General features: G+C 54.2%; 14 protein-coding genes. 4 read left to right on the plus strand and 10 right to left on the minus strand.

The features are described 5' to 3' along the window. Positions 1 to 38 precede the first annotated feature (38 nt). On the minus strand, positions 39 to 1,211 hold the full coding sequence (locus ACFPYJ_RS01310; RefSeq protein ID WP_379186229.1) for an L-threonylcarbamoyladenylate synthase: 1,173 nt from the start codon (positions 1,209 to 1,211) through the stop codon (positions 39 to 41). A gap of 162 nt (positions 1,212 to 1,373) precedes the next feature. Between ACFPYJ_RS01310 and ACFPYJ_RS01315 the strand changes: the two genes are divergently transcribed. Beyond that, on the plus strand, positions 1,374 to 1,703 hold the full coding sequence (locus ACFPYJ_RS01315) for an MFS transporter (protein ID WP_379186230.1): 330 nt from the start codon (positions 1,374 to 1,376) through the stop codon (positions 1,701 to 1,703). Positions 1,704 to 1,907: 204 nt separating this feature from the next. Here ACFPYJ_RS01315 and spoIIR read toward each other — a convergent pair whose 3' ends face one another. Next, positions 1,908 to 2,648 carry a stage II sporulation protein R gene (gene spoIIR / locus ACFPYJ_RS01320; protein WP_379186231.1) on the minus strand — a complete coding sequence of 247 codons (741 nt, stop codon included), beginning with the start codon at positions 2,646 to 2,648 and terminating at the stop codon, positions 1,908 to 1,910. A gap of 251 nt (positions 2,649 to 2,899) precedes the next feature. On the opposite strand from spoIIR, the gene ACFPYJ_RS01325 reads away from it, so the two are divergent. Next, positions 2,900 to 3,076: a hypothetical protein gene (locus tag ACFPYJ_RS01325; RefSeq protein WP_379186232.1), complete on the plus strand. Its 177-nt coding sequence runs from the start codon at positions 2,900 to 2,902 to the stop codon at positions 3,074 to 3,076. Here ACFPYJ_RS01325 and ACFPYJ_RS01330 read toward each other — a convergent pair whose 3' ends face one another. From ACFPYJ_RS01330 to ychF, 4 genes are all read right to left on the minus strand, one after another. Next, a complete protein-coding gene (locus ACFPYJ_RS01330; protein WP_379186233.1) occupies positions 3,077 to 3,514 on the minus strand; it encodes a hypothetical protein in 438 nt (145 codons plus the stop codon). Between the two features lie 128 nt (positions 3,515 to 3,642). Next, the gene (locus ACFPYJ_RS01335; RefSeq protein ID WP_379186327.1) at positions 3,643 to 4,713 is read right to left on the minus strand and encodes a N5-glutamine methyltransferase family protein; all 1,071 of its coding nucleotides are present in this window, start codon (positions 4,711 to 4,713) and stop codon (positions 3,643 to 3,645) included. 205 nt (positions 4,714 to 4,918) lie between these two features. Beyond that, the gene (gene prfA / locus ACFPYJ_RS01340; protein ID WP_379186234.1) at positions 4,919 to 5,992 is read right to left on the minus strand and encodes a peptide chain release factor 1; all 1,074 of its coding nucleotides are present in this window, start codon (positions 5,990 to 5,992) and stop codon (positions 4,919 to 4,921) included. Positions 5,993 to 6,221: 229 nt separating this feature from the next. Beyond that, positions 6,222 to 7,322 (minus strand): redox-regulated ATPase YchF, encoded by a 1,101-nt coding sequence (ychF, locus tag ACFPYJ_RS01345; RefSeq protein WP_379186235.1) that lies wholly within the window; start codon positions 7,320 to 7,322, stop codon positions 6,222 to 6,224. A 197-nt stretch (positions 7,323 to 7,519) separates the two neighbouring features. On the opposite strand from ychF, the gene ACFPYJ_RS01350 reads away from it, so the two are divergent. After that, entirely contained in the window at positions 7,520 to 7,666 is a 147-nt protein-coding gene (locus ACFPYJ_RS01350; protein ID WP_379186236.1) for a hypothetical protein, read from the plus strand. A 97-nt stretch (positions 7,667 to 7,763) separates the two neighbouring features. On the opposite strand, the gene ACFPYJ_RS01355 is transcribed toward ACFPYJ_RS01350, so the two are convergent. The 4 genes from ACFPYJ_RS01355 to ACFPYJ_RS01370 all read right to left on the minus strand — a co-directional run bounded on the left by ACFPYJ_RS01355 (position 7,764) and on the right by ACFPYJ_RS01370 (position 11,741). Continuing rightward, positions 7,764 to 8,465, minus strand: a complete 702-nt coding sequence (locus ACFPYJ_RS01355) for a copper homeostasis protein CutC (RefSeq protein ID WP_379186237.1) — start codon at positions 8,463 to 8,465, stop codon at positions 7,764 to 7,766. 105 nt (positions 8,466 to 8,570) lie between these two features. Next, positions 8,571 to 9,800 (minus strand): molybdopterin-dependent oxidoreductase, encoded by a 1,230-nt coding sequence (locus tag ACFPYJ_RS01360; RefSeq protein ID WP_379186238.1) that lies wholly within the window; start codon positions 9,798 to 9,800, stop codon positions 8,571 to 8,573. A gap of 79 nt (positions 9,801 to 9,879) precedes the next feature. Continuing rightward, entirely contained in the window at positions 9,880 to 10,977 is a 1,098-nt protein-coding gene (locus tag ACFPYJ_RS01365) for a sensor histidine kinase (protein WP_379186239.1), read from the minus strand. After that, entirely contained in the window at positions 10,974 to 11,741 is a 768-nt protein-coding gene (locus tag ACFPYJ_RS01370) for a response regulator transcription factor (protein WP_379186240.1), read from the minus strand. Before ACFPYJ_RS01370 ends, ACFPYJ_RS01365 begins: the two co-directional genes overlap by 4 nt. A gap of 332 nt (positions 11,742 to 12,073) precedes the next feature. Here ACFPYJ_RS01370 and fsa point away from each other — a divergent pair, with 332 nt between their 5' ends. Further along, on the plus strand, positions 12,074 to 12,742 hold the full coding sequence (gene fsa / locus ACFPYJ_RS01375) for a fructose-6-phosphate aldolase (RefSeq protein ID WP_379186241.1): 669 nt from the start codon (positions 12,074 to 12,076) through the stop codon (positions 12,740 to 12,742). Positions 12,743 to 12,804: the final 62 nt, after the last annotated feature.

The following is a 12,804-nucleotide window of genomic DNA, read 5'->3' on the forward strand; positions in this document are numbered from 1 at the left end:
GCGAGCCGCAACGGGCGGATCAGAAGGAGTTGATTGCGCTAGATGCTGACGATCTGATGGCCGGCCGCCTTCACCAGCCGGTTCATCAGCGCATGCCCGATTCCTTCCTCGGGGCAGGCTTCAGCCCATATGCGCTGCACGCCGCGTTCATCGAACGCTCGAAGTGCGGCATATAGGCCGTGCGCAGCCGTTTCCAGCTGCGCGAGACTGCCAACGACAAGGACATGGTCCGCGTCGTAGGCGGCGGCATGTTCCGCGAAGGCGAGCACGCCTGTCCGCTCGCCCTGCGACTGAGCCGTGCGGACGGCCGCTTGGATATAAGCGGCGACTGCGGAGGCCTCGCCTTTGACCAGCTGCATAAGCCCCTGCGGGGCGTAATGCGCATATTTCATGCCGGGCGAGCGAGGCGCGGCGGCTGTCGCTGCGTGAGCTTCCCCGCCGCCTGCGGGCTCAATTGTGCCAGGTGGGCGGCCGCTCCCCGCAGGCTGCGGAAGGGCGGCCGCCGCGCTGGGCGCCAGGGGAGCCGCGCCCCCTCTGCTGCCGGGAGCGGCGGCGGCATCGTACGCTACATGCGCTCCGATCTCGCGCAGCGCTTCGGCGGTGACACCGCCCGGGCGCAAAATGCGGACCGTATCTCCGTCGATCTCCACGACGGTCGACTCGAGACCGACGCCCGCTGCTCCGCCATCGACAATTCCGTCAATGCGGCCGCCAAGATCAGCCAGCACATGGCTGGCTAGTGTCGGGCTCGGGCGGCCCGAACGGTTGGCGCTCGGCGCTGCGACCGGGCAACCCGCAGCCGCGATCAGCGCAAGCGCAACGGGATGAGCCGGCATCCTCACCGCGACTGTAGCCAGCCCGGCCGTTACACGAGGTGATACCGCGCCCGGAATAACCGGGAGCACAAGAGTCAGGGGGCCTGGCCAGAAGCGTTCCATCAGCCTCTTCGCCAGCGGCCCGGGCGGAGGAACAAGCTCATCCAGCTGGCTCAATTCTGCGATATGCACGATAAGCGGATTATCCGCCGGTCTCCCTTTTGCTGCAAAAATCCGTTCAACCGCAGCCGTGCTCCGTGCATCGGCACCCAGCCCATAAACCGTCTCAGTCGGAAAGGCAACCGTGCCTCCCGTCCGAAGCAGGGCTGCTGCTTCCTCTAATCCGGATTCCCTGCTGTCATAGTCATCAACTTGCCATAATGTGGTTGTACTCATGTGAAGATTCAATTCCTATCCGCAGCATTTTTGCCGTATTTGCCCTCATTATACCATACCCCGCAAACAGGAAAACATCTAAGGGCGCTTGGGTCCCCCGGATCAGAAGGAAACTGCTCTAATACAGCGGGATCCGGAGGAAACTTAGGGATCGCCTTCTCCATGATGCCGGCCAGCAGTGCCGGAATGGAGCAAATTCCGAAGCAGTTAAGCGGGCATGCATCTTCCATCAGCAACTGGACACGGAACGTATTCGGTTCTTTCGCCATCGCCATCTTCAGCTCGCTGCTTACCACGGAGACGCTCAAGCATGCAAAGCATCTGGCGGTCGGCGGCGCGACAGATGAGTCGTATATCCAAATGATGTCCTTCACGATGAGCGTCAACGATGTTTATTTTATCGCCACGCTGATTGTCATCGTCGCCCTGCCGATCTGCCTGTTCATTCCAAAAATCCGCCGGAACGAGGAAGCGCAGAAGAATGCGGCATAAGCGTGAAGCTTAACCGCACTTGAGCCGGAAGTCACCCGGAACACAAGAAGGCTGCTCAGTAAGGGGAATCCCCCTGCCGGGCAGCCTTTGCTCGTTAGATCGGATCGATTCTGAAAATAATGCCCGGCAGCGGAACAATAATTTCCTGTGAGCTGCAGGCAGAGCTTCCATATCGCGTTCATGAGTGAGAAGATGCTATTGCATTTAACTAAACAGATTCTTGATAAAGTTAATAATGGCTTTAATCATTTCCCAAAGAAAGAATTTCACTTCCGGTTCCTGCTGTTCAGCGGAAGCGTTGTTTGCCTGCTGAGCTCCTGCATCAACGGCAGCAGCCTGTGTTTGTTTACCAGTGTCCTGCTTCGATACCGAAACGTTTTGTGCTTTACCGTCCTTATTGACGGGTTGGTCGTTATCCGCTGCGGAAGCCTCGCCGCTGACTGCATCAACGAAGCAGAGCGGCGGGAATAAGACGCACCACCAGTTTTGCCCTGCACCACTGCCAAGAGTTATGCGCAGCGCTTCGTAATTCCCTGCCGGATATACTTTATTGCCATATATTTTAGTCGGAAAAGGCACCACGCTCAGCTCAGCTTTGAAGCCGTAAGTGAAACCGCGCGAGGCCAGCTTTGTTCCGATCACTTGTTCAATATCATGAATATGAGCACGAATCGTCTGGCGGGCCTGGTCAATTGTTTGCGGACCCGATACCCAGGTGTTAATCTCTGCAACAACCGCATCGCGGACATAACGTTTGACAGCTTGATCCGCCGCACTGTCGGAGTTGGCAAGAATGCGAAGACGGATAGAATCCTTCGGAATATCACCGCCGGCGATTGCTGCATCAGCACGCTGGCCTTCCCAGCACATAAGAAGCATGACGATCGCAAAGAAAAGATAAGTATAAGACGTGCGATAAGGAAAACGGGAATAAGTGCGAATCATAACGACAAGCTCCTTTGTGGCACCCGTCGGTGCATCAGCTTGCGTTCCGGAACGATCATATCCCCATTATGTCCGGCTATCGGATTCTCTAAACCTAGTAATCTATAAAATAGATTACTAACTTGGAATCAGCGAGGGTAAAGTTTTTCCCCGCTCGATCCATTACATATGTGATGCAGACTACTGATAAGAAATACACATGGAATCTGATTGAGGGTCCGGCTTATTTTGCTGCTTGGGAGTATGAGGCATTGGATAAAGGGGCAGAACTGCTGTCTATTAAGCATCGGGATGCAACGGGGGGCGCCGCCTTGAGCGGATCGGGTCTCGGATCGGGTCGGATCGGGTATGAACCCGTAAAGCAGATTGGGGTGTTGGAACCAAGAATGATGCGAATTCCAGGACATATCGGAGTTTTATCGGACTAATCAGCGGATCAGCTCATCGTTCATGACATTAGACATTGCACGCTGCGACAAGGAGGTAGCGGTGTAAATCCCGACTATAAACCAGTTCACATAGACAAGGCAGCTCATCACGAGACTAGCGTTAATCAAGCCGTCCATGCATACCAGCACGATCTGAACCAAGGTAAGAATTAATGCCAGGAAACTGAGAAAGGCAACCCTCCGGCTTTTGGTATACTGCAGTTTACGGCCCATATCCAGATTGACGACTAACGTTCCTAAGCCCACCAGGAAGCCAAAGAGCGAGGCAGGAATGATGGGGTGCAGCAGAATGAGAAAGATGTTCTTGAATGTGAAAATCAGGCTGCTGAACTTAATCATGAGCATGGCCATGAAAAAGAAAGAAACGGCATATAAAGCCAGTGCAGCGACCCTAATCAAACTGGCTCTCATTCTCATCCCCACTGTACCTCCAATCGAAAGATCTTGGGCTTGGCAAAATCCGGCGGATCAGCTGTGCCGGATGCATGGCTGATCCGCTTATTTGAGAGCTGGGCTGCTGTTATGGCATGTCTGACAAAGCCTGACTAGCTAAGAACAGCCAATACATGCCGGTCAATGCCGGCGTAGTCCGTAATAATCCTGACCTCGCTCCATGCACCGTACTCACGGAGCATGGCAGCGACAGCATCGGCTTGACCTTGGCCAAGCTCGAATGCCACAATACGCGGCAGCACGGCCAGCAGCGGAAGCTGTTCCATCATGCGCCGATAAGGCGTGAGGCCGTCATCGCCGCCGTCGAGCGCCAGACGCGGCTCATAATCGCGGACCTCCGGCTGCAGGCCTGGAATATCACTCGCCGGAATATATGGCGGGTTAGAGACAAGCACATCGATGCGCAGGCCGGCCAGATTCCCGGCCGCTGCATCTTCTTCGGGCCGCGGCACTGCAAACGGCCCGAGCAGGTCGCCCTGCACGAACGCCATGCGCTCCGCCGCATCATGGCGGGCGGCGTTCGAGCGGGCGACCGCCAGCGCGTCCGGCGATAAATCGGACGCGCATACGCGCCACCGCGGACGCAGCGCAGCCAGCGTCACGCCAATGGCTCCGCTGCCTGTGCCGACATCGACCACGGTCGGCCCGTCACTGACCAACACCGCTTCGCGATCCACCGTATCTCCGCTCGCCGCATCTCCGCCCGCCGCTTCGCCACTCACCGCTTCGCCGCTCACCGCTTCGCCACTCACCGCTTCGCCGCTCACCGCTTCGCCACTCACCGCTTCGCCACTTACCGCTTCGCCGCCCGCCGCCTCCGGCCACAAACGGTCGGCCGCTTCCAGCACGGCTTCGACCAGCAGCTCCGTCTCCGGCCTTGGAACAAGCACGGCCGGCGTTACTGCGAATGATAACCCGTAAAACCACTGCTCGCCGATAATATACTGCACCGGCTCACCTGCAGCTTTACGCTCCATGAGCGCTGCCCATGCTTCCATCTGCCCTTGCGGGAATGGGTCGCGCAGATCGCGCAGCAGCTCCGCCCGGCTAAGCCCGAGTTGGTGCATGAGCAGCAGCTCGGCGTTCGCCCGAGGCTCGCCCACGCCTTGAGCCTCCAAAAACAAAGAAGCCTGCAAGCAGGCTTCCCCAATTGATATCGGCATGCGGGAGGCCAGTTCGCTGCTGAACCCCCCGCTGCCATTCATGCTGCGCTCCGTCACTTCATAAGCGCCCCTCTCTCTGTATCGTTCCTTTTGCGTATCAGACAAAAGCCCGGAAGGAACTTACGCTCCAACCCGCGGCTTTTGGATTTTCGATTACGTGCTCCTGCGACTTCATAGACCTCTATGCTGCGCTGCTGGTTCACGCTTATGCTAAATTCTCCTGCTCCATCAATTCCGCCTGCGCTGTCAATGTCAGCGCATTAATGATCTCTTCCATGTCACCGTTCATGACGGAATCCAGCTTATGAAGCGTCAAGCCGATGCGGTGATCGGTTACGCGGCTTTGCGGATAATTATATGTCCGGATCCGCTCGCTCCGGTCGCCTGTACCGACTTTGCTCTTGCGCTCGCCGGCATACTTGGCTTCTTCCTCCTGGCGGATAACGTCCGAGATTCGTGCACGAAGAACCTGCAGGGCCTTCGCTTTATTTTCATTTTGGGATTTGCCGTCTTGGCACTGCGCCATGATGCCGGTCGGCACATGCAGTACGCGTACCGCCGATTTGGTCGTATTAACGGACTGACCGCCCGCACCGCTTGAACAGTAGGTATCGACACGGATGTCTTTATCCGAAATCTCGATATCAACTTCCTCAACCTCAGGCATAACCGCTACGGTCGATGTTGAAGTATGAATCCGCCCGCCTGATTCCGTTACCGGAATACGCTGTACGCGGTGTGCGCCGCTCTCGAACTTCAGCTTGCTGTAGGCACCTTTGCCGGTAACCATGAAGATAACCTCTTTGAAGCCGCCAAGGTCGCTCTCATTGGCTTCCATCAGCTCCACACGCCAGCCCTGGGAGTCTGCGAATTTCATATACATGCGGTATAGATCAGATGCGAACAGCGCCGCTTCATCGCCGCCTGCCGCTCCGCGGATCTCCACGATAACGTTCTTATCGTCGTTCGGATCCTTCGGCAGGAGAAGGAAATGAATCTGCTCTTCAAGCTCCGCAACGCGCGCGGACAGCTCCTCGATCTCCATCTTTACCATTTCGCGCATTTCGTCATCGAGCTTCTCGCCCTGCATGACCTTAGCGTCTTCCAATTGCTCCGATACTTGCTTGTATTCCGTATATGCTGCGTAAACGCCCTGCAAATCCGATTGCTCCTTCGAGTATTCGCGCAGACGTTTCGGATCGCTACCGACATCCGGATCGCACAACAGCTCGCTTAATTTATCATACCGGTCAGCAAGCGCCTGTAAACGGTCCAACATTGCATTCACCCCTATTGGTTCATTATGATTAGTATCCAACGTATAGTCTTCTTATTATAGCATAACGCGGGTCAGTCCATAAACGTGACAATTCTGGAGATTTTACATACGCAGGCAGACAGACCCTTTACACAGCAAAAGGACCCGCGCTAGCCGGGTCCTCCATAAGCAGTCGGCGACCTAGAAGGAACACGCACTCCAGGACATGCCGCTGCCGGTTCAAGCAAAGCTACACGTTGAAACGGAAATGCATGACGTCACCGTCGTTGACCACATACTCTTTACCTTCCAGACGAAGCTGTCCCTTTTCCTTGGCTGCATTCATCGATCCTGCAGCGATAAGATCATCGTAGGAAACCACTTCGGCACGGATGAAGCCGCGTTCGAAATCCGTATGAATCACGCCAGCCGCCTGCGGCGCCTTCATTCCTTTGCGAATCGTCCAAGCGCGCACTTCCTGCACGCCTGCCGTAAAGTACGTGTATAAACCGAGCAGCTTGTAAGCTGCATGGATGAGGCGATTAAGACCGGATTGCTCCAAGCCAAGCTCCTCCAGGAACATCTCCTTGTCTTCACCCTCAAGCTCAGCAATCTCCGCTTCCACTCTTGCACTGATCGGAACCACCTCGGCACCTTCAGGTGCGGCAAACTCACGAACCAGCTTCACGAAAGGATTGCCATCGGAATTTGCCGCTTCGCCTTCGCTTACGTTAGCCGCATACAGAACAGGCTTCATCGTAAGAAGGTGCAGATCACGAACGACCAGCTTCTCGTCTTCTGTAAGCTCCAGACTGCGGGCAGGCTGATCGTTATAGAGAGCTTCTTTAATCCGCTCCAGCACTTCAACCTCTTGAACGTATTTCTTGTCGCCGCCCTTTAAATTCTTCTTGCTGCGCTCAATGCGGCGGTCAACGGAATCGATATCCGCAAGAATAAGCTCCAGATTAATCGTCTGGATATCCCCGATCGGATCCACTTTGCCGGAGACATGCGTAATATTCTCATCCTGGAAGCAGCGTACGACGTGAACGATCGCATCCACCTCGCGGATATGCGCTAGAAATTTATTGCCAAGGCCTTCGCCTTTGCTCGCGCCTTTAACAATACCGGCGATATCAATAAATTCGAAGGCTGTCGGTACGGTCTTGTTCGGAGTGACTAGCTCCGTTAATTTATCCAAACGCTCATCCGGTACTTCTACGACGCCGACGTTCGGGTCGATTGTACAAAACGGATAGTTAGCAGACTCCGCGCCCGCTTGCGTAATTGCGTTAAACAATGTTGATTTCCCGACGTTCGGCAAACCTACAATACCAGCTTTCAAAGCCATTACAAGACACCCCTGTTCCCAATTAAACAATCTAAGGGACATTATACCCGATGCGGGCGAATATTACGAACGAAAAAAAGCATGGCCGCCAAAATCAATGACGCTGGAATCGTCTTCCCCGCCTTTTGCAGCGCGGCTTTTTCCTTTGCATGCACCCTCATGAACACGTGCATACTACTTGTGCGGAGGTGATTCAATTGGAGAACAAATCACATGAAGGAAACTACAAAGGCACCACGCATATGAAAGCGAAAAATCAGGACATGGCCTTTGTAAACGATCATATCGAGGACGCAAAGTCCGTCAGCAATTTTCAAACGAAACAGAAGAAAACCGACAGATAGACGTAACCGGCACAAGAATCAATGGAATACCCCGCTTCGGGATATCCCGTTGTTTCTTGTGCATTTTGATTCATAAAGCCCCGCTGCCTATCTTCTGTTATTTCTTCACTGGGCTCAAGTTTAGGTTCGTTCTGATCATGGCAATCCGCTTAGGATCAATCGGCTTCAATGCATGCCCATCCTCCCGGACCGCCGAGCCGAAGTGAACCTCCTGCACACCGGTTTCCCTGACAAAAGCACCTATCCCGTCAACAGTCAAACCATGACCTGCCAGAATGTTAAGATGCGTCTTGGAGGCAAGGCGGTTCAATTCCTGAATCCGGTTCACTGCCTGCGGCGCCGGAGCTGTCCCTCCTGAGGTGAGAACCCGGCTGATTTGCGGGAATTCCGACAGCGTTTCGAGCGCTTCCGCCAAATCCGCCGCTTCATCGAATGCACGATGGAATGTAACATCGAGCTCGCCCGCTTCGGCAAGCAGACCTTGAAGCAAACCAACATCTACCCGGCCCTCTTGGGTCAGAGCGCCAATGACGATCCCTCTTGCTCCAGTTTTGCGTATATGGCGAATATCAGTAAGCATCGTTTGAACATCGTGCTTATCGTAATGAAAAGACAAGCTGTGCGGCCGCACCATGACGTTAACCGGAATTGATACCGAGCCCGCCGCCCGTTCGATAAGTCCTAAACTGGGGGTTAATCCCCCTTCCAGCATACCCGTTACGAGCTCAATACGGTCCGCACCGCCTTGATCCGCAGCGATGGCATCCGCCAAGTTCGTCGCAATTACTTCCAGCAGCATATTGCCCCTCCTATTGTTCCATTTTATCCTGACTGGGCTTTTCACTGTTCATTATAACGGACAAAGGCTGCTCCTTTAAAGGAACAGCCTTGCCCGGCATCCAATCTATACCCATGCATCCGTCGAATAACCGCGTTCTTCCCAATATCCCGTATGATCCCCTTCAATTAATTCAATCCGGTTCAGCCATTTAACCGATTTGTAGGTGTACATCTTCGGAACAACGAGACGGACCGGACCGCCAAGGTCGCTCGGAATCGGTTTGCCGTCATGCAGGAGCGCAACCATAACATCGTCCATATTCGCTTGATCCAGCGTCAAGGAGTCCGTGTACACACCGTCGCCGGAGTAGAGCTTAACCGTCTTTGCACTTGGTTTAACCCCGGCCAGCTTCAGCAGATCCTTAAGAAGAATGCCTTCCCATGTGTTCTGATACACCGACCAGCCCGTGACACAGTGAAAATCACTAACCTGCACCGTGCGCTTCAGCTTTACGAACTGCTCCCAATTCCACTGCAGCTTGTTATTGACCAGTCCATCCACCGTGAACGAGAAACTATTGTTGTCAAAGGTTGGAATCGGAGTCACCGTGTAGATACGGAAGGAACCTTTGCTCCCCCCGCCGATTGGAGGCAGGGATGCCGGCAGCGGCGCTGGAGCAGGAATGAGCTTATTCGCATCAGACTGGACAAGCTGCTCGATGTCCGCTCCCGAATTCAACTGGCTGCCCATCCATTTTAAGAAGGATGGCCCGACGGCAATGACGATCCCAGCGCCAATGGCCGTCCGGATAAAAGCACGCCGCGACAAAACCGCTTCCGGTCTTGCTGCAGGATGCACGCCTTCGCCGGGATTGCCGGTCTTAATCGTAAGCCGATGCGGCTGCTTCAGCCATTTGAGACGCGTTAAGGAATGATAAATAATATAAGGCAGTCCGACCCAGGTCAGCAGATCATGAATGGTTAGCGCGGTATTCGACCATGCCGGACCAACTGCTTTGAACTGCCAGAGAAGCACGCCGGAGAGCAGCCAGCCCACTAATAAACCCAGCACAATGACAACGTTCGCCCGCTGCATGCCCTTGCCCTTCAGCTGCTTCCAGTGCTTGGAGGCAAGCACCAGGTAGAATACGACAGGAATTAGGGAAGCCAGGCCCACTATAATGTGCAGCCAGCGGATAATGACGCGTCCTTCCCCGAGTATGCCGCGCCATGCTCCTTGGAACAGCACAATTCCGGTCAATGCCAGAATGACGACAATCCAGCCGTTCCAGGAATGAAGCGATACGAGCTTCTTGCCGTACCCTCTGCGCATAAATGCAAGCCATTGTTTCAACCGAATCTCCTCCTTCTACTTTTGTCATCAGGTGAAATCTATATCGGTAAACCTGCCATCAGGAGCTGTTCATTCCTTCTTAAACATGGACTAACCGCCGCTGGAGCCGCTCCGATTCCGCTGCCGGAACCGTGAACCAGAAGGTGCTGCCTCTTTCTTCGCCGCATACGACTCCAATTTCCCCGCCCGCCTGCTCGACGAGCCACTTCGCAATGGACAGCCCAAGTCCTGCGCCTCCGCTCCCGCGCCCGCGCGACCGGTCTACGCGGTAAAACCGGTCAAAAATCCGCTCACGCTCCTGCTGAGCGACGCCTTCGCCGCTATCTGATACGGCAATTTGAATGCGGCCGTCATCATTGATTTGACCTTCAATGAAGATCATGCCGTTGTCAGGCGAGTAGCGAATCGCATTCTCAAGCAGATTCTGCAGAATCCGCTGCAGCGATTGCGAAGATAGCAGGCATGCAAACGGCTGCTCCGGAACCTTCACCTCAAGGGTAATCGACTTTGCTTCCAGCGGCGGCCCAAACCGCGGAAGGAGCTCCACCAGCACATCCTCGAGCAGGCAATTGTCGTTTGATCCAAGCCCGTCACCGCCTGCTTGACCATTTAAAGGATGGACTGCATCCAGCGTCGAGAGCTCGAACAGCTGCTGCATCAGCCGTCCAAGCCTTATCGACTCCGTCCGAATCGTAGCCATATAGCGCCGGACGGTCGCTTCATCCTGTACGACTCCGTCCTCGAGCGCTTCGGCGTAAGCCTGCAGGGAAGCAAGCGGTGTACGCAAATCATGCGCCATGTTGGCGACGAGCTCCCGCCTCGCGGTCTCAGCCGCCTGAAGCTGCTCGAAGCTTGCGGCAAGCTTGCTGCCCATATCATTGAACTGCCCTGCAAGCTGCTTCAGCTCCACCGGTCCAACCTGCGCCACGCGGGCGCCGAAGTCTCCCTCCGCAATGCGTGCCGAGCCTTCACGAATTCTCAGTACCGCCTGCTCCACCGGCCGGACCAGAATAAAATGCAGCGTACCCGACAGCAATCCCGCTCCGAGCGATACGCTGGAGAGCCAGATGAACTGCTTCTGTGAAAGCAGCATGTACTGGTAGAAGAAGACGAGCAGTACGACAATAGCCAATATACTAGCCGCGTTCGCCATCAATAGATAGACGCGCAGCTTCATGACTGCCCCTTCGCATCGAACTTATAGCCGATGCCCCATACGGTTTTGATCCAGCGCGGCTCTGAAGGAGCCTGCTCCAGCTTCTCGCGGAGCCTTCGTATATGAACGGTCACCGTTGTCGTGTCCCCGTCAAAATCCATATCCCATATTCGGCCGAGCAGCTGGCTGCGCGAGAATACCCGTCCCGGATATTCGGCTAACGTCAGCAGAAGGTCGAATTCCTTCACAGTCAGCTCCGTTTCCTTCTCCTCCGCCACGACTCTTCTTTCCTCAGGAAAAATAGATAAGCCTTCAAAATGAATCGCCATGCTTGGAACAATCGCATCCGCGCCGTTCCCGCGGCCCGCATTCGGCGTCAAGGCTGTGCCGGCTGCCAAGGCTGCCGCAGACGCTGCCGCAATTTTCGTGCGGCGCAATATATTCTTCACGCGGAGCACAAGCTCACGCGGGCTGAATGGCTTCGTCATATAATCATCAGCGCCCATTGTTAGACCCAGCAGCCGATCCCGCTCCTCGCCCCGGGCAGTCAGCATAATAACCGGAACATCGCTGGCCTGCCTGATGGTCTCACATACCTCCCAGCCATCCCTGCGCGGCATCATCAGATCGAGCACCAGCAAATCCGGCGCATGCTCCTCCCATAGACGAAGGGCATCTATTCCATCATGGGCGATCCATACCGTGTAGCCTTCCCGCTCCAAATAGCGGCGGCAAACATCGGTTATATTATGTTCATCATCAGCAATTACGATTGTGGCTGCCATGCTGACTCCACCTCTCCCTGCACCCTGTACATTTCCTCTAGTATACCTTGCTTTAGCCGCAGGCGAATATCCCCTATTCCTTATGCCTCCCAAGCATACGCAATAACCGTAACCGAACAAGAACGAAATCATTAACAAGCTCTCACAAAAAGATTACGAAAGTATGAACTCGTCCATTTTTCATTCCGGTGCAGGATCTTAGGGCGCAGCGAAGCAGGCTTTTTCATACGTGCATGCCAGGTGGAAATAAAAAGTTTTATAAACAAAGGGAAAAGAGCGCAAGTAGGAGAAGAATAAACAAGCAGACTAATTCAGATGGAGGTATTTTCACGATGAAGTTTTTTATTGACACAGCAAATGTTGAGGACATCAAGAAAGCGTATAAAATCGGAGTCTTATCCGGTGTGACCACGAATCCTTCACTCGTTGCCAAAGAAGGCGTCAAATTCGAAGACCGAATTGCAGAAATTTTGCAGATTGTTCCTGAGGTTGAATCGGTTTCTGCCGAAGTAACTCCTGATGCGGTAACCGCTGAGGAAATGATTGCACAAGCGCAGGAGCTTATCAAAATCAATGACGGCGATAAGAATATCACCATTAAGCTTCCGATGACTCTAGCTGGGTTAGAGGCTTGCCGATATCTCACTAAATTAGGGGTCAAAACGAATGTCACCCTTATTTTCACAGTCAATCAGGCGCTGTTGGCTGCTCGTGCAGGGGCTACCTATGTCTCCCCATTCCTAGGCCGATTGGATGATATCTCGGAGGACGGCGTTCAATTGGTTACAAAAATCGCCGAGCTGTTCCGTGTCCATAATCTTGATGCTCAAATTATTGCTGCTTCCGTCCGCCATCCGGATCACGTAACCCGCGTAGCTTTGGCCGGCGCACACATCGCAACGATCCCATTCAGTGTCATTGAACAAATTTCGAAGCACCCGCTTACGGATCAAGGCATAGACAAGTTCGCCGGTGATTGGGCGAAAGCACCTAAGTTTTAAGTTCGCAGTCCTCTAATATGAGGGTGAAAAATCCGGTCCTTCTTGAGGACCGGACTTTTACA

Origin of the sequence: Paenibacillus solisilvae, assembly GCF_042656405.1 — a bacterium.
GTDB lineage: Bacteria > Bacillota > Bacilli > Paenibacillales > Paenibacillaceae > Paenibacillus_Z > Paenibacillus_Z solisilvae.

Bases quoted from the DNA above. Each gene is read 5' to 3' on its own strand.
- ACFPYJ_RS01310 (WP_379186229.1), bottom strand. From the start codon at position 1,211: ATGAGTACAACCACATTATGGCAAGTTGATGACTATGACAGCAGGGAA.
- ACFPYJ_RS01315 (WP_379186230.1), top strand. From the start codon at position 1,374: ATGATGCCGGCCAGCAGTGCCGGAATGGAGCAAATTCCGAAGCAGTTA.
- spoIIR (WP_379186231.1), bottom strand. From the start codon at position 2,648: ATGATTCGCACTTATTCCCGTTTTCCTTATCGCACGTCTTATACTTAT.
- ACFPYJ_RS01330 (WP_379186233.1), bottom strand. From the start codon at position 3,514: ATGAGAATGAGAGCCAGTTTGATTAGGGTCGCTGCACTGGCTTTATAT.
- ACFPYJ_RS01335 (WP_379186327.1), bottom strand. From the start codon at position 4,713: ATGCCGATATCAATTGGGGAAGCCTGCTTGCAGGCTTCTTTGTTTTTG.
- prfA (WP_379186234.1), bottom strand. From the start codon at position 5,992: ATGTTGGACCGTTTACAGGCGCTTGCTGACCGGTATGATAAATTAAGC.
- ychF (WP_379186235.1), bottom strand. From the start codon at position 7,322: ATGGCTTTGAAAGCTGGTATTGTAGGTTTGCCGAACGTCGGGAAATCA.
- ACFPYJ_RS01355 (WP_379186237.1), bottom strand. From the start codon at position 8,465: ATGCTGCTGGAAGTAATTGCGACGAACTTGGCGGATGCCATCGCTGCG.
- ACFPYJ_RS01365 (WP_379186239.1), bottom strand. From the start codon at position 10,977: ATGAAGCTGCGCGTCTATCTATTGATGGCGAACGCGGCTAGTATATTG.
- ACFPYJ_RS01370 (WP_379186240.1), bottom strand. From the start codon at position 11,741: ATGGCAGCCACAATCGTAATTGCTGATGATGAACATAATATAACCGAT.
- fsa (WP_379186241.1), top strand. From the start codon at position 12,074: ATGAAGTTTTTTATTGACACAGCAAATGTTGAGGACATCAAGAAAGCG.